Raw genomic sequence first — 19,026 nt, forward strand, 5'->3', positions numbered from 1 at the left:
TTTGGTGGGTCGCGTTGCGGCCCTCGAAGTGGGGTCCGAGTCCGTAGCCCTTGACCGTCTTGGCCAGGATCACGGTGGGTTTGCCCTTGAACTCGGTCGCGGCCTTGTACGCGGCGTAGACCTTGCGGTAGTCGTGGCCGCCGCGTTTGAGGTTCCAGATCTGCTCGTCGTCCAGGTCAGCGACCATGTCCTTGGTGGCCGGGGTCTTCCCGAAGAAGTGTTCGCGGACGAACCCGCCGGATTCGGCCTTGTAGGTCTGGTAGTCCCCGTCGACGGTTTCGTTCATGATCTTCACCAGGGACCCGTCGGTGTCCTTGGCCAGGAGGTCATCCCATTCCCGGCCCCAGACGACCTTGATGACGTTCCAGCCCGCGCCGCGGAAGAACGCTTCGAGTTCCTGCATGATCTTCCCGTTGCCCCGGACCGGCCCGTCCAGGCGCTGGAGGTTGCAGTTGATCACGAAGTTCAGGTTGTCCAGGTTCTCGTTCGCGGCGAGCTGGAGCAGGCCGCGGGACTCGGGCTCGTCCATTTCCCCGTCGCCCAAAAACGCCCAGACCTGCTGCTCGGACGTGTCCTTCAGGCCGCGGTCGTGCAGGTAGCGGTTGGACTGGGCCTGGTAGATCGCGTTCATCGGGCCGATGCCCATGGACACGGTCGGGAATTCCCAGAAGGCGGGCATCAGGCGCGGGTGCGGGTAGGAAGACAGGGCGTGGCCTTGTTTGGACTTTTCCTGCCGGAACCCGTCCAGGTCCTCCTCCGTGAGCCGGCCTTCCATGAACGCCCTGGCGTACATGCCCGGGGACGCGTGTCCCTGGAAGAAGACCTGGTCCCCGCCGGAGGCGTGGTCCTTGCCGCGGAAGAAATGGTTGAAGCCGACCTCGTACAGGGTCGCGGCCCCGGCATAGGTGGAGATGTGCCCGCCCACCCCGATATCGGCCCGCTGCGCCCGGTGCACCATCACGGCCGCGTTCCAGCGCATGTACGCCCGGTACCGGCGCTCGAATTCCTCGTTGCCCGGGAACGGCGCTTCCTGGTCCGCCGGGATCGTGTTCACGTAATCGGTGGTCGTCACCATCGGCACCCCCACCGACTGGGACCCCGCCCGCTGAAGCAGGCTGCGCATGATGAACTGCGCCCGCTCCGTGCCCTGCTCCCTGATCAACGCATCCAAAGACTCAACCCACTCGGCAGTCTCTTCCGGATCACGATCAGGCAGCTGGGAAGTCAACCCGCTAAGGATGTGTGAGGTCTCTTCTCCTGCAGCCACGTCCAACCTCTCTTCATTGAATGTCTGGGCGCTTGCACTGTAGTGCGCGCTGAAACGTGCATGGAAATTTCGTATTGTGAGAATAAAATTCTGTAATTCGAGATTAGCGACGCCTTCGCCAAGCGTCAATCCAGCGGGGCGGAGACTAGCGCCCACAGGGCCTCGTGGCCCCCTCGCTGCCGTTTGTGACCGCCGTCGGGAGTTTGGCCCTTGACCAAAGGTGACCCAGCTCATACAGTTATTTCACTATTCAATAACTAGATTCCACGATGCGAAAATCTTCACATCCTCTCCCAGCGTCTCGGAAGCCTAGTTGCAGCACCACAAAGAAGTGGAGATCCACGATGCAATCGACTCCCCCAGTCGGCGTCACGACGGCTCCGGAGCAGACCGTACTGCCAGGCAGTTCGGTCCATCCGTCAGTAGGAAATGAAACCCTCTGCGATGTAGCGTCCGTCGCAGCAGGCCGCGCCATCAGCCCCAGCCTCTATAACCTCGACCTCGCCCCCACCAAGAAAGAGGGTAGGCGCTGGACCAGCTACAGCATCTTCACCCTCTGGGCCAACGACGTCCACAGCCTTGGTAACTATGCTTTCGCCATCGGCCTCTTTTCGCTTGGCCTGGGCGGGTGGCAAATCCTTGTGGCCCTCGGCATCGGCGCGGTCTTGCTGTTCACCCTCTTGACCTTCTCCGGATTCATGGGCCAGAAGACCGGCGTCCCCTTCCCGGTCATGAGCCGGATCAGCTTCGGTATCCGAGGTGCCCAGCTGGCCAGCCTGGTCCGTGGCGCTGTGGCCATCGCCTGGTTCGGAATTCAGACATACCTTGCCTCCGTGGTGCTACGCGTCATGCTTGTCGCCATGTTCCCCGGACTCAAGGACATGGACGCCAACTCGATCCTGGGCCTGTCCACCCTTGGGTGGATCGCTTTCGTATCGCTCTGGATTGTCCAGTTGGTCATCGTCAGCTTCGGCATGGAAATGATCCGCAAGTACGAGGCCTTCGCCGGCCCCATCATTCTTGCCACCATGCTGGCCATTGCCATCTGGGTCTTCATGGAGGCCGGGGGAGCCATCCAGTGGTCCGGCATCAAGGGCCTCGAAGGAGGGGAGATGTGGCGCACGATCTTTGCCGGTGGCGCCCTCTGGGTCTCCATCTACGGCACTTTCGTCCTGAACTTCTGCGACTTCACCCGTTCCTCTGTGTCCAAGAAGTCCATTGTCCGCGGCAACTTCTGGGGCATCCCCATCAACATGCTCCTGTTCGGCGCAATCGTGGTCATCATGGCAGGCGGCCAGTACAAGATCAACGGCAAGATCATCGAAAGCCCCTCGGACATCGTGCAGAGCATCCCGAACACGCTCTTCCTCGTCCTGGCCTGCCTTGCCTTGCTGATCCTGACCATCGCAGTGAACCTCATGGCGAACTTCGTGGCACCCGTCTACGCGCTGACCAACCTCTTCCCCAAGCACCTGAACTTCCGCAAGGCGGCCTGGGTCAGCGGCACCATCGGCCTGGTCATCCTGCCGTGGAACCTCTACAACAACCCCCTCGTGATTGTGTACTTCCTGGGCGGACTCGGCGCGCTGCTCGGCCCGCTGTTCGGCGTCGTCATGGCCGACTACTGGCTCCTGCGCCGCGGCAAGGTCAACATCCTCGACCTGTACACGGACCACCCTTCGGGCACCTACTTCTACAAGCGCGGAGTCAACCCCCGGGCGATCGCCGCAATGGTTCCGGCCGCCGTCGTCGCCATCCTCATCGCGTTCGTTCCCGCCCTGGAGGCCGCGGCACCGTTCGCCTGGTTCTTCGGAGCAGGCATCGGGGCATTGTGCTACTACTTGTTCGCGGACAAGAAGCAGCAGCACACCGACGTCTCCGGCGAGCCGATCGCCGTCGTCAGCAACCACTAATACTCAACTGACACGCAGTTGTTGTCGTTTTCGCCCGTCAAAACGACAACAACTGCGAGTTAGTTGGGCGTACCAGCCCGATCCAGGAGGAACACATGCGCATCCTCGTCGCAAACGTCAACACCACCCAATCCATGACCGACTCCATCGCAGCCCAGGCGCGGAGCGTCGCGGCTCCCGGCACCGAGATCATCGGCATCACCCCGCGCTTCGGCGCCGATTCCTGCGAAGGGAACTTTGAAAGCTACCTCGCCGCCATTGCCGTGATGGACCGCGTGGTCAACTACCCTGAACCGTTCGACGCCGTCATCCAGGCCGGCTATGGCGAGCACGGCCGCGAGGGACTACAGGAGCTCCTGCACGTTCCGGTGGTCGACATCACCGAGGCCGCGGCCAGCACCGCGATGTTCCTCGGCCACAAATACTCCGTGGTCACCACTTTGGACCGCGCCGTCCCGCTCATCGAAGACCGCCTCAAGCTCGCCGGGCTCGACGACCGCTGCGCCTCCGTCCGTGCGAGCGGCATGGCCGTGCTGGAACTCGAGGAATACCCGGACCGCGCAGTCGAAGCCATCGTGGAACAAGCTGAACGCGCCGTGCGTGACGACAAAGCGGAAGTCATCGTCCTCGGCTGCGGCGGCATGGCCGGGCTCGACGAACAGATCCGCCAACGCTGCGGCGTTCCCGTGGTGGATGGAGTCGCCGCCGCCGTGACCATCGCCGAGTCGCTCGTCCGCATGGGACTGTCCACGTCCAAGGTCCGGACCTACGCCACACCGCGTCCCAAGACCGTCATAGGCTGGCCCCTGACCACAACGGATACGACGACGGCGGATGCTCCCGCCGCGCACTAGCCCGACACACAGGAGAACCGCGTGAGCGAAACCATCCCCACCCGGCCCCGGGTCGCCGTCGTCACCGGAGCCGGTTCCGGGATCGGGCGGGCGGTTGCCCGCCTTCTGTTGGCCGAAGGCTACCGGGTTGCCCTCGCCGGACGGCGGGAAGCGCAGCTTCTCGAGACCGCCGACGGCCACGCCGAGGCGCTCGTGGTGCAGTGCGATGTGACGGTGCCCGACGACGTCGCGCGCCTTTTCGCGGCGGCCCGCCAGCGCTGGGGGAGGGTTGATGTCCTGTTCAACAATGCGGGCATCTTCGGTCCTTCCGGCAGCGTGGATGAGATCAGCGTGGCCGATTGGAATGCCACCCTGGCCGTGAACGTCACGGGATCCATGCTGTGCGCGGCCGAGGCCGTGCGCACCATGAAGTCCCAGGAACCGCAAGGCGGACGCATCATCAACAACGGCTCCATCTCCGCCCATTCGCCACGGCCCTTGTCCGTCGCGTACACCGTGAGCAAGCACGCCATGGCCGGCCTGACCAAGAGCATCGAACTGGACGGGCGTCCGTTCGGAATCAGCTGCGGGCAGATCGATATCGGCAATACCCGCACCGAGATCATGGACACCATCGGCGTGGGCTCGGGTGCGCTCCAGGCCGATGGAAGCAGGCGCGTGGAGCCGATGTTTCCCGTGGAGGACGCCGCCCGCGCGGTGCTCATGATGGCGAACATGCCGGCGTCGGCCAACGTTGGCTCTGTGGTGGTGACCGCGGCGGGGATGCCGTTCGTGGGCCGCGGCTAGCCCGTTGCGGCTGGAAGCCCGGCCGGCTAGAAAATCGACCAGCCCGTGCGGGTGGTGAACTCATCGAGGGCGGCGACGCCTGCCACTGAATTGCCGGATCGTCCCAGGCCAGGGCTCCAGACACAGATGGTGCATTTGTTAGGTACGACGGCCACAATGCCGCCACCTACGCCGCTCTTTCCAGGCAGTCCCACGCGGTAGGCGAATTCGCCGGCGGCGTCGTATGTGCCGCACGTGAGCATCACGGCGTTGATTCTCTTTGTCTGGGACGGGGACAGAAGCGCAGTGCCGTTCCCGCGCAGCCCGTTGTTGGCCAGGAACCGGCTCGCGAGGGCCAAATCAGTGCAGCTCATTTCGAGCGCGCACTGGTTGATGTATGCCTCGAGGACCGAGTCCACCGGGTTTTCGAGGTTTCCGTAGCTGGCCAGGAAATGTGCCAGGGAGGCATTGCGGTGACTGTTCGCCGCCTCTGAAGCGGCCACCTCGGGGTCGGCATCGATAGATCTGTTCCCGCTTTCTTGCCGGAGCAATTCCCGGACGGGCGATGGCGAGTTGCCCGCAATGCTGAGCAGCCTGTCGGTGACAACCAGGGCGCCGGCATTGATGAACGGATTCCGCGGAATTCCGTCTTCGTGTTCCAGCTGCACGAGGGAATTGAACGGATTGCCGGAGGGCTCCCTGAACACGCGCTTCCAGATCCGGTCGCCATCCCCGGCCAGCACCAGGGCGAGGGCGTAGACCTTCGAAATGCTTTGGATGGAGAAGGGCACGTCAGCGTCTCCGGAGGAGAACACGTCGCCGCTGGGAATTGCCACGGAAATGCCGAATTGCCTGGTATCCACCGCGGCCAGGCTCGGGATGTAGTCTGCAGGCGCTCCTTGGCCGAGCAAGGGCTGAACCGTGCCCACAATGTCGTCAAGGAGATTCTGGAGGTCCATGGTCTTAGCGCCGTCCTTCGGAGTGGGTCCACAGCCTGAGCTGAAGATGCGCGAGCAGCCGTTGCTCTGCGGAGTGGAGGTCGATGCCGGCCACTTCGCAGGCCCGCCGCAGCCGATAATGGACGGTATTCCTGTGGACGGCCAGTTCTTCCGCGCACCGGTTCACATCACCGAAGAACTCAAGGTAGGTCAGCAGAGTTGTGGCGAACTCCGGGTACTTGCTGCACAGCAGGGAGATCCCTCCATGCCGGAGGTCGGCCCTTGACCCCAGAAGTTCCAGCAATTCCTTTGTCAGAACGGTCGTTTCCACATCGGCGTAGGACGCCACGTGGATCGAGGGCGTGCTTTCGAGGACCTTTAGCACGCTCCGGACGTGCTCGAGTGTGCCATGCAACGCGTCCAGGCGTTCGACGACGGGCCCGACGGCGGCCTGGACCTGGCAGTGCAGGTGGACCCTTGCGTCCCGGACAATGACGTTGATGAGGCGGTTGATGGCCGGCGGGGACTTTACGGGGTCAAGGTCGGGAAGAATCATGGCTATTTCCAAGCCGATGGCTCCCACGACGGCACCGGGACGGTAGGCGGCCGCATGGATCGATGCCACATTGGCCAGCTCGCCGCGCCGCAGTTGCAAGCCCGCTGCTGTCTCGTCGTCGCCTTGGGCGGAAATCAGGACGAGGGCTGCCGGCTTGGAGGGATCGATACCCGCGGACTGTGCCTGTGAGTGGATCTGGGGAGTGCCGCTGAGCAGGCTGGAGATCCTGTCGCGCCGTAGCGCCTGGGACTGCTCGTTGCGGTGCCGGACCAGTTCTATGGCCGCGTGCCGTGCCGCTCCAACCATGAGCTTGTCCGTGTTGGGAGCGAGGGGTTCCTTCCCTTCCTGAAGCCAGATGTACCCCAGGATCCTGTTGCCTGCGTGGATACCGATCGCCACTCGTTCCCGGAGACCTTCCGCCGGGTTGGCTTCCATATGGATGGGAGCCTCGGCCGCTTGCAGGTGCTTGTAGACCCCTGATTCCTTCAACAGTTTTTGGTAACGCTCCGGTCCACGCCGCGCCAGGATGGAGAGCCTGCGGAGTTCATCGACATCATTGGAGGCCGGTGAGTACGCCAGGACGCGGTTTGCCGGGTCCTCAATGACCACGTGGCCGTTGGCCAGGGTCGCAGTGGTCTGGGCGATCGCAAAAAGATCGCGGTGAATGATCGTGGACGCGTCAGTGGAAAGCGCGGGCTCCTGGATGCGGTTCTTGGCGATGCTCTCCAGCGTGCCCCAGTTCATTGCGGGAGACACTGCGATCAGGCCGATTCCGGTGGGAAGCAGCACTTCCCGAACGGCCTCCAGTTCCTCCTCGTTCCCTTTCACCGCGACGGCGGCGGGGTAGTCCGGAATCAGCTTCCGGATGCCGGGTAATGCCGCGCGACCCCGGACTCCGATCAGCAGGACCAAGCTCCCGCGCTGGACCGGCGTCTCGTCTTCGGCGTCCACGATCACCGTTTCACGAACCGTGCCGTTGTCCGTCCCGGGAGGAACCAGCAGTTGCCCGTTGTCGACGCCAATGTCTTCAAGTATGTCGCTGAGCATGGCGCCAATGACATGCTCGGCAGATTCCTGGGGTGCCACCCGTATTCACTTCCTCTAAGCGGCTTAGCCGCGCTCACAGCCATGAACATTACTCGCACTCCGCCTGAACGGAGTTGTCATTGGAGCACAATCGGGATCGGGCGAATTTAGCTGGCCAGACAGTTCCTTCCGTTCCGCCGGAACCTAGAGTTGTTTTCCGTCCCCTCCTCCGACGATCCAGCAGTGCAGCTGTGATTCCACACGTCGGCAGGGGACAAGTTCTGGAGTATGCAGCCGCACCCGCGGAACCGGAGTCAAAGGAGACCCCTGGAATGAAACGCACACTGAACCGGCCTGCGCCGAACCCGATCGCCGGGGCTCAGATCGCCGGGCTTGATCCCGCGGATTCGCTGGAAAACACCCGTGAACTTCTTGGCGACCGTTCAACGGCTGCGCAGGATTTTTCAAGCGAGGACGCCGGTTACCACAAGACCCTCAAACCCCGGCAGATCCAAATGATAGCGATCGGGGGCGCGATCGGAACGGGCCTCTTCATGGGGGCGGGTGGCCGATTGAATGGTTCGGGTCCGGCCTTGATCTTCGTCTACGCCCTTTGCGGGTTCTTTGCATTCCTGATTCTGCGCGCCCTTGGCGAGCTGGTTCTCCACAGGCCATCATCGGGCTCGTTCGTGTCCTACGCCCGGGAGTTCTACGGCGAGAAGCTGGCCTACGCGGCCGGCTGGTTGTACTTCCTCAACTGGGCCATGACGTCGATTGTCGATGTCACGGCCGTGGCGCTTTACGTCAAATTCTGGGGACAATTCTGGCAGCCGCTGCAAACAATCCCACAGTGGCTCATCGCACTTTGCGCCCTCGTCATTGTCCTGGCCCTCAACCTCGTCTCCGTGAAGATCTTCGGCGAGATGGAATTCTGGTTCGCCCTGATCAAGGTGACGGCGCTCGTAGCCTTCCTCGTCGTCGGGGTCTGCTTCATCGTCTTTGGCGGGAAGACCGACATCGGCGTTCCAGGGCTGGGCGTGATCCTGGACCACGGCGGAGCCTTCCCGACAGGAGCCGTGGCGCCCCTGCTCGCGATCAGCGGCGTCGTGTTCGCGTATGCCGCAATTGAACTTGTTGGTACGGCTGCAGGCGAAACGGCCAACCCGGAAAAGGTGATGCCCAAGGCCGTCAACACGGTAGTCTTCCGGATCGCACTCTTCTATGTCGGTTCCGTGCTGCTCCTCTCGCTCCTCTTGCCGTTCACGGCGTACAAATCCGGCGAATCGCCCTTCGTCACCTTCTTCTCCCATCTCGGAGATCCCCATGCCGCGGCTGTTTCGGCATCAGTGATGAACTTCGTTGTCCTGACAGCGGCTTTGTCGAGTCTCAACGCCGGCCTCTATTCCACGGGCCGGATCTTGAGGTCCATGGCGGTCAACGGCTCCGCGCCACAGTTCACCGCAAGGATGAGCAAATCGGGGGTGCCGTATGGCGGCATCCTGCTGACGGCGGTGATCACTCTGCTTGGCGTCGGCCTGAACGCCCTGGTCCCGTCCCAAGTGTTCGAGATCGTTCTCGAGGTGTCCGCCATCGGAATCATCGGCGGCTGGGCAACCATCATCCTGTGCCACATCAAGCTTCAGACCTGGGTCAGGCTCGGCAAGGCCGTCCGTCCGTCATTCCGGCTCTTCGGAGCCCCCTTCACCTCATACCTCACGCTCGCCTTCCTTGCCTTCGTTCTCGTCACGATGGGCTTCTCGGAGACAGGGCGCTGGGTCCTCGCTTCCCTGCTGCTCCTGATACCCCTGCTCATTGCCGGCTGGTTCGCTTGCCGCAAACGCATCCTGGAGGCAGCCGAGGCCCGACGCGGCCACACTGGCGACCTGCCCGTCGTCGCAGGATCCTTCTCCCAGGGCGGCCAACGCTCCTGATGCACAACGAATTGATGGAAAGCGAAACCACCTTGCCCGGCATGACGTCCCGAAACAACAGCGCCGCCCTGTCCAAGGAAACCACCCTGACCGATAGAAACCAGGTGAACAACCAACTTCCAAAGCGGGACATCGGCACGCCTAGCAGCGCGTGGCGTTCGCGCGCCGATGCGTGGGAGTTTCTCGGGTACGCGTTCAAGCAGCTGGCAAAGGGCGGCACGGGAACGCCGTCGCTCGCCGGCCTGCAGGACCAAGCCGTTCAGGCGCTGCTCCTGCTTCAGGCCATGGAACTGTATTGGGCGGCGCCGGGGCTCGCCTCGGTGGCGCCGCTACTCGGCTGCGTGGATTCCGGTGATTACGACGCCGGACTGGAGATGATCCGCGGAATGTCCCACCTGATGCCTTCCGTCAGTCCGGCACCAGTCAGTCCGGGACCAGCCAGTCCGGGCCGAGTCAGCCCGGAGCCAGGGCAGCCCGGGGCCGGTCGCACCATTCCGGGTGTCCAGGACGAAGGCTCCAGGGGGCCACAGCCGGCGAGCGAGCGGCCCCGGTTCGAGGTCCTGTTTGTCGACGACATCACCGAACAAGAAGCCGAAACGCTGAAAGCGGAAATGCTCGCCCAGCGGAGGCCATCCGATGCCTTCGCCTATGAACTCATCGTGGTTCCCAGCTACGAGGATGCGCTGGTTGCCTTGGTCCTGAACCCTGCCATCCAGGCGTGCATTCTCCGCCCGGGATTCACCATCGGCAGCAGCCAGCCGCTTGGCCGCGACCTGAGGAAATACCTTGCCGGCCTAGTGAGCCCCGAACTTGCCGGAATGCCACCGCTGGGCAGGTTCCTTAGCCTGGCCGAGCAGATCTCCGAGTTACGCCCCGAACTGGATGTGTACCTGGTAGCCGGTGTCGCCATGGAGAGCCTCGCGGGTTCACTGACGAAGCGGTTCCGGAGGATTTTCCGCAGGCAAGACAATCTCGACCTGCACCTATCGCTGTTGTCGGGTGTCGCTGAGCGGTACAGGACCCCGTTTTTTACCGCGCTGCAGGAATACAGCCGGCGGCCGGCCAGCGTCTTCCACGCCTTGCCGATCTCTCGCGGCGGCTCGGTGGGCAATTCGCCCTGGATCCGTGACATGGCCGATTTCTACGGGATGAACCTTCTCTTGGCCGAGACGTCCGCGACGTCGGGAGGCCTCGATTCGCTGTTGGACCCGCACGGATCGATCAAGGAGGCCCAGGACTTGGCGGCGCGGGCTTTCGGTTCCCAGAAAACCTTCTTCGTCACGAATGGAACATCCACCGCCAACAAGATCGTTCATCAGTCTATCCTCGCTCCGGGGAATGTGGTCCTCGTCGACCGCAACTGCCACAAATCCCACCACTACGCTTTCGTCCTCGCCGGAGCCCAGGTTTCCTACCTGGACGCCTACCCGCTGGACAAGTTCGCGTTCTACGGTGCCGTACCCTTGGCCACCATCAAGGCCCGATTGCTGGCCTACCGACGTTCCGGGCGCCTGGACGAAGTCAAGATGATCACGCTGACCAACTGCACCTTCGACGGCATCGTCTATGACGTGGAACGCGTCATGGAAGAATGCCTGGCCATCAAGCCGGACCTCGTCTTCCTTTGGGATGAAGCCTGGTTCGCCTTCGCCCGGTCCCACCCCGTGTTCCGGCGCAGGACGGCGATGGCCGCAGCGAGGAAGCTTGAGGCGTCCTTTAGTGATCCCGGCTATGCCGCCAGGCACGCCGAACAAGCGGCATCGCTCCACGACGCGGTGACGGGCGCGCCCGCTGATGATGAACTCTGGCTGGAGACCCGGCTTATCCCGGATCCGGCGAAAGCGCGGCTGCGCGTCTACGCCACGCAGTCCACCCACAAGACCCTCACCTCGCTACGTCAGGGATCCATGATCCATGTCTTCGACCAAGACTTCAGCGAGCATAACCAAGAGTCATTTCGCGAAGCATATATGACCCATACCTCCACATCGCCCAATTACCAGATCCTCGCTTCGCTCGACATCGGCCGCCGCCAGGTGGAACTGGAGGGTTTCGGCCTGGTTCAGAAACAGGCGGATCTGGCAACCATCGTTGCCCAGGCAGTGGCCCGCCACCCCTTGCTGAGGAAATACTTCCGGGTCCTCACGTCGAGGGACCTTATTGCGGTGCCCTATCGGGAAACCGGCAGTGCCATGCCGCTCCGGGATGGTCTGGCAGCACTGGCGGACGCCTGGCAGCACGACGAGTTCGTCGTCGACCCCAGCCGCCTCACGCTGGACATCAGCCGGACAGGGGTCGACGGCGACACGTTCCGGCACCGCCATCTCGCCGACAAGCACGGCATCCAAGTCAACAAGACCTCCCGTAACACCGTGCTCTTCATGACCAACATCGGCACGTCCCGCAGCGCCGTCGCCTACCTGATCGAGGTCCTGGTCAAACTGGCCGAGTCTTTCGAGGAGGAACGGCCGGCGCGGAAAACGCCGGACGCCGGTCTCGTCGCGGGCCTTACGGGAGCCACTCCGCCGTTGCCCGATTTCAGCAGGTTCGCGATGCGCTTTCGGCGGGATCCGCTCAGTCCCGATGGGGACCTCCGGGCCGCCTATTTCGAGAGCTACAAGGATGGATCAACCACCTACCTGTCGGCCGACGACGTCAAGGCCCGGATCGCGGAAGGCGAGGAAGTTGTTTCGGCGGGATTCGTCACCCCCTATCCTCCGGGCTTCCCCATTCTCGTCCCCGGACAGGTGATCACGGGTAAAGCGCTGGAGTTCATGGCCGCACTCGATACCCGGGAAGTCCACGGCTTCGACTCAGAGCGCGGCTACAGGGTGTTCACTCGGTGACGGTGTCGGCATGCCGGTGGGCAACCCGCCATTCGCCCTCTTCCCGGCGATACACCTGGGTGGCCCGCAGGGTGTAACTGCGCGGCGCACCGTTGATCGAGGTCGAGATGTGCTCCAGGCCGGCGGTGTAGGCCATGTCATCCACCACGTCACAGGCCTGCAATTCGAAGTTGTAGGACGTGCAGTCGGAGAAAGTCTTCTCAAGGCTCGTGAAGACCGCGTCCACTTCCTGCTGCCCGTAGGCGTTGCGCCACGCACCCAGGATGCTCACGGGCTCCTTGCGGGACCAAATGACGCGGCGTGGGGCCGAGTTGCCGTTGTGCAGTGCCAGTTCCGCTTGATAGAGCGCGGACTTCACCCAGTCCAGGAAGTCGTCGCGTTCGGTCATGCCCTCAGTATGCCCTTGGCTCGGGGCTTTGCACAGGCACGAGGAGTCCATTCAAGATGAGTCAGGAAGAAGACATGTTTCCACAATATGAAAATTAGATTCCCTCTTGTGGAATGAAGTGATCAGGATTACATTTGAAAACAACCCCCGAAATCAGGGGCTGTTCCCAAACTGATTGGTTCAGATCAATGAAGATCCCAGACTCTGCGGCGCTGAAGGCGAGTTCGGCCCCGCGGAAGAAGAAGCCACTGTATAAGTCGCTCTTCTTCCAAATTCTGATCGCCGTCGTCGCAGGTGTACTCATCGGCCATTTCTGGCCGAACATCGGGTCCACCCTCCGGCCACTGGGCGATGGTTTCATTCAACTCATCAAAATGATCATCGCTCCGCTGATCTTCCTCGTGATCGTCACGGGAATCTCGGCAGTGGGCGACGTCAAGGCGGTCGGAAGGGTCGGGGTCAAGGCCCTCTTGTACTTCACCGGCGCCACGCTTTTCGCACTTGTTTTCGGCCTGATCGTGGGAAACCTCGTTCAGCCCGGTGCCGGACTGCACATCGATCCCAGCACGCTCTCCCAGGATGCGCTGAACGCAAAGACCGGGACTGCGCCGCCCAAGGATGCGGCTTCCTTCCTCCTGGACATCATTCCCACCTCTGTGATCGGCGCTTTCGCCAGCAACAGCCTTCTCCAGGTCCTGTTCTTCTCGGTCTTCTTCGGCGCGGCAATCGTCGTCATCGGCCGCGAGCGCTGCCTCCCGGTCATCAGCCTCATGGAAACCGTTCTGGAACTGATCTTCAAGATCATGTCGTGGATCATGAAAGTGGCGCCCATCGGCGCGTTCGGCGCCATGGCGTTCATCATCGGTCAGTACGGACTCGACACCCTCGGGACCTATGCGCTCCTTATCGCTTCTTGTTACGGGGCGGCCATCGTCTTCATCGGCCTGCTGTTCCTGGTCGCCTGGAGCTTCGCCCGGGTGCCCCTGTGGCAGTTCCTGAAGTACACCCGCGAGGAATTCCTCCTCGCGCTGGGCACGGCATCCACCGAGGCGGTCATGCCCCGCATCATGACCAAGCTGACCAACGCCGGCTGCTCCCGGGCCACCACCGGCCTGGTTGTCCCGACGGGCTACTCCTTCAACCTCGACGGCGCCGCGATCTACCTTTCGATCTCGCTGCTGTTCCTGGCCCAGGCCTTCGGCCACCACCTCGATCTCGGCCAGCAGTTGGCAGCCCTGGGTGTCCTGCTCCTGACGTCAAAGGGCATGGCCGGCGTACCCGGTTCATCCTTCCTGGCTCTCTCGGCCACCGCAGCCGCACTGGGCATCTTCCCCGTTGCCGGAGTCGCGCTGCTCCTGGGTGCCGACCGCCTCATGGACTCGATGCGCGTCGTCGTCAACCTCCTCGGCAACTGCGTGGCTACGTTCGTCGTCGCGAAATGGGAAGGCCAGTTCGACCGTTCGGTCATGCTCCGCGCCTTCAACGGTGAAATCACCAACGAGGATTCCGCCATCATGCTCGGGGCCGAAGACGTCTTCGAGGAACAGGAAATCGAGCGCCTGAGCGAAGGACAAGAGCCCTCGCCGAAGTTCCGGGGCGGCCCGAATCCCGACGCGATTCCGCAGTTCGAAATGATTAAACCGGGCCAACACCGGAGCCCCTCCGTCAGCCCGGACTAGGCACCACACACCATTCCAGTTGATCGCCCCACCGCGGCGCCGTGGGGCGATCACCCATTTAAACGCTCAGAGCAGCGGCAGCAGCTCCGACAAATCCGCGCGCAGGCCCGACGCGGCTACCCGGCCGGCGTCGACGGCGGCGGACCACGCCAAGCGGCCGGTGACCATCTCCAGCCAGGTGGCGGCGTCGCATTCTATGACGTTCGGCGGGGTGCCGCGCGTGTGCCGGGGGCCCTCCACGCACTGGGTGACGCCGAAGGGCGGCACCCTGACTTCCACCGAGTTGCCGGGGGCGCGGGCGGTGAGTTCCTCCAGCGAGTAACGGACGGCGGTTGCCAGCACGGTGCGCGACGGCGTCGTCACCGGCCCGGGTTCGTGCCCGGCTTCTTGCCCGACGGCGGCCTGCCATGCGGCCAGTGCCGCGCGGCCTTCTTCAAGGTCGATCCGGCGTCGTGCAATTGCCATAGTTCGCCAGTTCCAATCAGTCCAGCAGCGCCGAAACGGCGTTGCCGAGGCGGATCCTGCCGACCGAGTGGCCACCGCCGAGAACGGGCTCCACGACCTTTTCGAGCACGCTCGAGACACCAGGAATGTCCACTGCCCCGGCAACCGCGAGAAGCGTGAGTCCAACCAGCGTGGCCGCGCGGGGGTTCCCGTCCAGGATCTTCACTGCGGCAGAGGCACCTGTGGGGGTTGCCAGGACCAGGACACCCTCCGCTCCGCCCTTGGCAAGCACGTCGAGTTCGTCCATGACGATGGTGTTTGCCTCGCCGCGGCCCTGCACTGCCCACGGGTAGTCCAACATGGACGTGGCAATGGTTGCCGCGCGGGCGTTGGAGCTCTGGTCCCGCGGGGCCTGCGCCAGGCGCGAGTACGCCCGCGCCAGCCCGGTCAGGGAAAGCGCAGCCACAGGTGCTCCGCATCCATCAATGCCGAGGTGGGCGATTTTCTCGCCGCTGTATTCCTCGATGACGGTCCGCACGCGCTGTTGCAAGGGATGGTTGGGCTCCAGGTAGCTGTGCGTGTCCCAGCCGTTCTCGGTGCAGGCCCAGAGGAACGCGGCGTGCTTTCCCGAACAATTGAAGGCCAGCTTGGATTTGCCGTGTTCGGAACGGATCAGCCAGTTGCGGGCGACTTCGTCCTGCGGCCATGCCGAGGGGCACTGCAGCTGTTCTTCCCGAACGCCGGCGGCTTTCAGCATGCCTTCCACCACGTCCATGTGATCCAGCGAGCCCACATGGCTGGCACACGCCAAAGCCACTTGGGCGCCGCGGAGCGGCACGCCCGACTGCATCGAAGCTAGAGCTTGGAAAGGCTTGAGCGCGGAGCGGGCGTAGATGGGTGTCGAGATGTCGCCGAGCTGGGTCACCACGGAGCCGTCACCGGAAAGAACCACTGCGGAACCGATGTGACGTGATTCGATGAAGCCGCTGCGTTCGACCACTGCCAGTTCGACGGCGGACTCAACGCTGAAGGTTTCATGCGAACTCAAGGGCATGATGCAAGTCTAGGGTGAAGGCACCATCTTCCCGGGCTACTCCACGGTCACCATAACGGACTGCCACCCCGAGGCGCCGGCAGGCACGGGATCCGCCCTCTTTTCAGTCTGCAGTTCGCCCGTACCGTCCGTGGCCCGGACCTTGACGTAGTGGGGTCCCGGAGTGGCGTCCCAATTGAAGGACCACTGCCGCCACGTGACAACAGATGCTTCCGCGGCAAGGGTCGCTTCGGCCCATGGGCCGTTGTCAATCTGGACCTCCACCTTTTTGATGCCACGGGTCTGGGCCCAGGCGGTGCCGCCCAAGGCGACCCTGCCGGCAGGCACTTTGGCGAAGGACTTGGGAACTTCAAGCCGGGCCATGGTCTTGATGGGACCCCGCTCGGACCAGCCTCGGGTGGTCCAATAGGCTTTGTTGTCGGCGAAGCAGGTGACTTCCAGGTCCACCACCCATTTGGTCGCGGAGACGAAGCCGTAGAGACCCGGAACCACCATGCGCACGGGGTAGCCGTGTTCCAGCGGGAGGGGTTCGCCGTTCATGCCGATGGCAAGGATGGCGTCTCTGCCGTCCTGGAGCACTTCCAGCGGAGTGGAGGCGCTGAAGCCGTCGATCGAGGTGGAGAGGACCATGTCCGCTCCCGTCTTGGGACGGGCTTGTTTGAGCGCGTCACGGATGGGCATGCCCAGCCATTTGGCGTTGCCGGCGAGGTTTCCGCCCACGGGGTTGGACACGCAGGTGAGCGACACGTGGGTTTCGATCAGTTGGGCGTCGAGCAGATCCTGAAAGGTCAGCCGGACCTCTTGTTCCACCATCCCGTGGATCCGCAGCTCCCAGTCCTGGGCGTTGATCTCCGGGACGCTGAGGGCGGTGTCGATCCTGTAGAAGTCCTTGGCCGGGGTGAGCCAGGGGGTGACTCCCGGCGTCGGGGACTGGACGCCCGCGGGGACGGGAGCAGCCGGCCGGGACGGAGCCGGGAGCTTCAAGGAATCCCGTGCCTTGGCCACATTGCTGCGTGCGGCACTCAGGAACCGACCGCCGCCGGCTGCGACGGCCGCTGCGGCAACAGTGATACCGGTGGCGGCGAAGAAGGTTCGACGCGTCGTGGCGGGACGCTCGATGCCCTTGGCCGCTGTGTCGGCAGGGGCGTCAGGGAAGGAGTTCAGCCGCCAGATACGGGCCACCAAGAGGCGGAGGACAATGAGCCCAGCCACAGTGCCGATCAGGGTCGGTATGGAATCCACGGGCTTCACGCTGGCCCGGGTCACGACGGCGGCCACAATCACCGCACCCATGCCGAGAACGCCCAACACACCGAGCGCCCAATTGCGGAAGGCCACGACACCCAGCACGCAAGCCAGCACGAAGATGGTCAGGCCCATGCCCACAAACAGCGCAGCCTTGTCGTTGGTGCCGAACGTGGTCACGGCAAAGTCCTTCATCCACGGCGGCGTGAAGTCGATGAACGTGGACCCCAACGCAATCACAGGAGTAGCCCGGGCCGTAAAGAAAGCGCCGATCAGTTCCGCAACGGAAAGTACGACGGCGGCAGAGGCCACCCCGGCCAGTGCAGCCAATGCGGTGGGTCCCCTGAGCCAGTTCCTGAGCTTCTTCATGCAGGGTGTTCGTAGCCGGAGGCCGCCGAGATGGGTCGGACATGCTCTGCGGTGGAGGTGGTGAATGGACATATCAGTGTTATGTCCATTGCTCATGGCCGGGATTGGACATGTGCCTCGTAGTGCTTGTGGTCTGGGTTGGGACATGCCCTGCGTTGGGGGTGGGGTTGGGACATGCCCTGCGTTGGAGCTCAGGAATGGGCATATTGCCACTATGTCCATTGCTTGAGACCAAGGGTGGGCATGCTCCCTCTTGGTGCCCGCGGTGTGGATTGCACATGTCCTGCGTTGGAGCTCAGGAATGGGCATGTTGCCACTATGTCCATTGCTTGAGGCCAAGGGTGGGCATGCTCCCTCTTGGTGCCGCGGTGCGGGTGGGCATGTCCAGTGGTGGAGACAGCTTAGGAGTCCTGCCCCCGCACGAAGTACCCTTGAAGACTGTGAAGGTACTCGTCATTGGCCCCGGCGGCCGCGAACACGCAATTGTCCGCTCCTTGCTCAAGGATCCCAACGTTTCCGAGGTCCATGCGGCTCCGGGAAACGCGGGCATCGCCAAGCTGGTCCCCACGTACGCGATCGACGGGAACAACCCCGGCGCCGTCGCAGCGCTTGCGACAAAGCTGGCGGTTGACCTGGTTGTCGTCGGCCCTGAAGCACCACTCGCGGCGGGGGTATCCGACGCAGTCCGTGAAACCGGCATTCCGGTCTTCGGCCCCAGCAAGGCCGCGGCACAGCTCGAAGCCTCCAAAGCGTTCGCCAAGGAAGTCATGGCCGAGGCCGGCGTGCCCACCGCCATGGCCCGCGTGGCAACAAACGCTGCGGAGGCAGCTGACGCGCTGGACACTTTCGGCGCTCCGCATGTCGTCAAGGATGACGGACTGGCCGCCGGCAAGGGCGTAGTAGTCACCAATGACCGCGAGGAAGCACTCGCCCACGCCCAGTCTTGTTTCGACGCTGGCGGAACCGTTGTCATCGAGGAGTTCCTGGACGGACCCGAGGTCTCCCTGTTCGTCCTGTGCGACGGCCGCACCACGGTGCCGCTGTCCCCGGCACAGGACTTCAAGCGGATTTTCGACAATGACGAAGGCCCCAACACCGGTGGCATGGGCGCCTACACCCCGCTCGACTGGGCGCCCGAAGGACTGGTCCAGGAAGTCATCGACCGCGTGGCACAGCCCACCGTGGACGAGATGGCCAGCCGTGGAACTCCATTCATCGGCGTCCTTTACTGCGGCCTGGCACTGACTTCCCGCGGCACGCGCGTCATCGAATTCAACGTCCGTTTCGGCGATCCCGAAACGCAAGCCGTCCTGGCCCGGCTCAAGACCCCGCTCGGCGCCCTGATGCTGGCAGCGGCCAAGGGCGAACTGGACCAGGCTGAAGAGCTGCGCTGGTCGAAGGAGTCTGCGGTCGCCGTCGTCGTCGCCGCCGAAAACTACCCGGGCACTCCCCGCACGGGGGACCGCATCCGCGGCCTGAACAAGGTTGATGCGCTGGAAGGCGTCCACGTCATCCAGGCCGGCACCAAACTGGACGAAGAAGGCCGGATCGTCTCCGCCGGCGGCCGCGTGCTGGCCGTTGTGGCGTTGGGGACGGACCTCGTCGAGGCGCGCGAGCGGGCGTACGACGGCGTGGAGCTGGTCCAGCTCGACGGCGGACAGTTCCGTACCGATATCGCCGGCAAGGCAGCCCGCGGCGAGATCCACGTGGTCTCCCCGGCGACCGGCTCCATCCCGAATGTGAAGGCCTGA

14 protein-coding genes are annotated in these 19,026 nt (G+C 63.5%); 7 read left to right on the forward strand and 7 right to left on the reverse strand.

The genetic code is table 11. From position 1 onward, the window contains the following. A partial coding sequence (locus tag QRN59_RS15030) for a pyruvate dehydrogenase E1 component-related protein (protein WP_502871061.1) occupies positions 1 to 1,267 on the reverse strand: 1,267 nt, incomplete at its 3' end. 344 nt (positions 1,268 to 1,611) lie between these two features. On the opposite strand from QRN59_RS15030, the gene QRN59_RS15035 reads away from it, so the two are divergent. From QRN59_RS15035 to QRN59_RS15045, 3 genes are all read left to right on the forward strand, one after another. After that, on the forward strand, positions 1,612 to 3,180 hold the full coding sequence (locus tag QRN59_RS15035) for an NCS1 family nucleobase:cation symporter-1 (protein ID WP_284983303.1): 1,569 nt from the start codon (positions 1,612 to 1,614) through the stop codon (positions 3,178 to 3,180). A gap of 95 nt (positions 3,181 to 3,275) precedes the next feature. Beyond that, the gene (locus QRN59_RS15040) at positions 3,276 to 4,034 is read left to right on the forward strand and encodes an aspartate/glutamate racemase family protein (RefSeq protein WP_284983304.1); all 759 of its coding nucleotides are present in this window, start codon (positions 3,276 to 3,278) and stop codon (positions 4,032 to 4,034) included. 21 nt (positions 4,035 to 4,055) lie between these two features. Then, a complete protein-coding gene (locus tag QRN59_RS15045; RefSeq protein ID WP_284983305.1) occupies positions 4,056 to 4,820 on the forward strand; it encodes an SDR family oxidoreductase in 765 nt (254 codons plus the stop codon). A 26-nt stretch (positions 4,821 to 4,846) separates the two neighbouring features. Here the strand turns inward: QRN59_RS15045 and QRN59_RS15050 are convergent, their stop codons facing one another. Next, positions 4,847 to 5,758 carry a glutaminase gene (locus tag QRN59_RS15050; RefSeq protein WP_284983306.1) on the reverse strand — a complete coding sequence of 304 codons (912 nt, stop codon included), beginning with the start codon at positions 5,756 to 5,758 and terminating at the stop codon, positions 4,847 to 4,849. Positions 5,759 to 5,762: 4 nt separating this feature from the next. Then, positions 5,763 to 7,379 (reverse strand): PucR family transcriptional regulator, encoded by a 1,617-nt coding sequence (locus QRN59_RS15055; RefSeq protein ID WP_284983307.1) that lies wholly within the window; start codon positions 7,377 to 7,379, stop codon positions 5,763 to 5,765. 272 nt (positions 7,380 to 7,651) lie between these two features. On the opposite strand from QRN59_RS15055, the gene QRN59_RS15060 reads away from it, so the two are divergent. Both QRN59_RS15060 and QRN59_RS15065 read left to right on the forward strand, forming a co-directional pair. Next, positions 7,652 to 9,250, forward strand: a complete 1,599-nt coding sequence (locus tag QRN59_RS15060) for an amino acid permease (protein ID WP_284983308.1) — start codon at positions 7,652 to 7,654, stop codon at positions 9,248 to 9,250. Positions 9,251 to 9,264: 14 nt separating this feature from the next. Then, positions 9,265 to 12,096 (forward strand): aminotransferase class I/II-fold pyridoxal phosphate-dependent enzyme, encoded by a 2,832-nt coding sequence (locus tag QRN59_RS15065; protein WP_284983309.1) that lies wholly within the window; start codon positions 9,265 to 9,267, stop codon positions 12,094 to 12,096. Here QRN59_RS15065 and QRN59_RS15070 read toward each other — a convergent pair. Beyond that, complete coding sequence (locus QRN59_RS15070) at positions 12,086 to 12,484, reverse strand: nuclear transport factor 2 family protein (protein WP_284983310.1); 399 nt, start codon at positions 12,482 to 12,484, stop codon at positions 12,086 to 12,088. The genes QRN59_RS15065 and QRN59_RS15070 overlap by 11 nt on opposite strands. 188 nt (positions 12,485 to 12,672) lie before the next feature. Between QRN59_RS15070 and QRN59_RS15075 the strand changes: the two genes are divergently transcribed. Continuing rightward, on the forward strand, positions 12,673 to 14,163 hold the full coding sequence (locus QRN59_RS15075) for a cation:dicarboxylate symporter family transporter (RefSeq protein WP_284983311.1): 1,491 nt from the start codon (positions 12,673 to 12,675) through the stop codon (positions 14,161 to 14,163). Between the two features lie 66 nt (positions 14,164 to 14,229). On the opposite strand, the gene QRN59_RS15080 is transcribed toward QRN59_RS15075, so the two are convergent. The 3 genes from QRN59_RS15080 to QRN59_RS15090 are packed head-to-tail and all read right to left on the reverse strand — an operon-like array spanning position 14,230 to position 17,275. Further along, positions 14,230 to 14,628 carry a sterol carrier family protein gene (locus QRN59_RS15080; protein ID WP_284983312.1) on the reverse strand — a complete coding sequence of 133 codons (399 nt, stop codon included), beginning with the start codon at positions 14,626 to 14,628 and terminating at the stop codon, positions 14,230 to 14,232. A gap of 16 nt (positions 14,629 to 14,644) precedes the next feature. After that, positions 14,645 to 15,661: an asparaginase gene (locus QRN59_RS15085; protein WP_284983313.1), complete on the reverse strand. Its 1,017-nt coding sequence runs from the start codon at positions 15,659 to 15,661 to the stop codon at positions 14,645 to 14,647. A 36-nt stretch (positions 15,662 to 15,697) separates the two neighbouring features. After that, a complete protein-coding gene (locus QRN59_RS15090; protein WP_284983314.1) occupies positions 15,698 to 17,275 on the reverse strand; it encodes a molybdopterin-dependent oxidoreductase in 1,578 nt (525 codons plus the stop codon). A gap of 440 nt (positions 17,276 to 17,715) precedes the next feature. Between QRN59_RS15090 and purD the strand changes: the two genes are divergently transcribed. Further along, positions 17,716 to 19,026: a phosphoribosylamine--glycine ligase gene (purD, locus tag QRN59_RS15095; protein ID WP_284983426.1), complete on the forward strand. Its 1,311-nt coding sequence runs from the start codon at positions 17,716 to 17,718 to the stop codon at positions 19,024 to 19,026.

The sequence above is a fragment of the Arthrobacter sp. efr-133-TYG-118 genome (assembly GCF_030209755.1).
Taxonomy (GTDB): Bacteria; Actinomycetota; Actinomycetes; order Actinomycetales; family Micrococcaceae; genus Arthrobacter.

Excerpts from the sequence above, each read along its gene's own strand:
- QRN59_RS15085 (WP_284983313.1), bottom strand. The coding sequence starts at position 15,661 with ATGCCCTTGAGTTCGCATGAAACCTTCAGCGTTGAGTCCGCCGTCGAA.
- QRN59_RS15060 (WP_284983308.1), top strand. The coding sequence starts at position 7,652 with ATGAAACGCACACTGAACCGGCCTGCGCCGAACCCGATCGCCGGGGCT.
- QRN59_RS15090 (WP_284983314.1), bottom strand. The coding sequence starts at position 17,275 with ATGAAGAAGCTCAGGAACTGGCTCAGGGGACCCACCGCATTGGCTGCA.
- QRN59_RS15065 (WP_284983309.1), top strand. The coding sequence starts at position 9,265 with ATGGAAAGCGAAACCACCTTGCCCGGCATGACGTCCCGAAACAACAGC.
- QRN59_RS15080 (WP_284983312.1), bottom strand. The coding sequence starts at position 14,628 with ATGGCAATTGCACGACGCCGGATCGACCTTGAAGAAGGCCGCGCGGCA.
- QRN59_RS15035 (WP_284983303.1), top strand. The coding sequence starts at position 1,612 with ATGCAATCGACTCCCCCAGTCGGCGTCACGACGGCTCCGGAGCAGACC.
- QRN59_RS15075 (WP_284983311.1), top strand. The coding sequence starts at position 12,673 with ATGAAGATCCCAGACTCTGCGGCGCTGAAGGCGAGTTCGGCCCCGCGG.
- QRN59_RS15040 (WP_284983304.1), top strand. The coding sequence starts at position 3,276 with ATGCGCATCCTCGTCGCAAACGTCAACACCACCCAATCCATGACCGAC.
- QRN59_RS15070 (WP_284983310.1), bottom strand. The coding sequence starts at position 12,484 with ATGACCGAACGCGACGACTTCCTGGACTGGGTGAAGTCCGCGCTCTAT.
- QRN59_RS15050 (WP_284983306.1), bottom strand. The coding sequence starts at position 5,758 with ATGGACCTCCAGAATCTCCTTGACGACATTGTGGGCACGGTTCAGCCC.